Genomic DNA, 278 nt, shown 5'->3' with positions numbered 1-278 from the left:
CATCAATTACCTGCACGTTCTCACCTCCAACTAGTCTTTAATGTCATTTAAGATCCACACTGAGATTGCTGCCAAAACCATGGTAACCGCCGCAATCACAAAAATGTTGGCGATTGATCCAATTGCCATCACCACTATTGGACTGGCAATTGAAGCCACGATTTGCGGAATACAAATTTGCACGTTAAACAGCCCCATGTACACACCAATGTACTTTCCCGGAATTTCACGGGTCACAAACGTTAGCGGGTAGACCGACACACCAGCCCATCCAATCC

The 278-nt window shown here is 46.0% G+C and carries 1 pseudogene; it reads right to left on the bottom strand.

Annotated elements, in window-relative coordinates:
- Window positions 1–30: 30 nt before the first annotated feature.
- Window positions 31–278, bottom strand: a pseudogene (locus AC6UD2_RS06755) (MFS transporter); the annotation flags it as partial.

It is taken from the genome of Fructilactobacillus sp. X2R5C2 (assembly GCF_059901375.1).
This window is presented reverse-complemented; position numbering and strand designations above follow the sequence as displayed.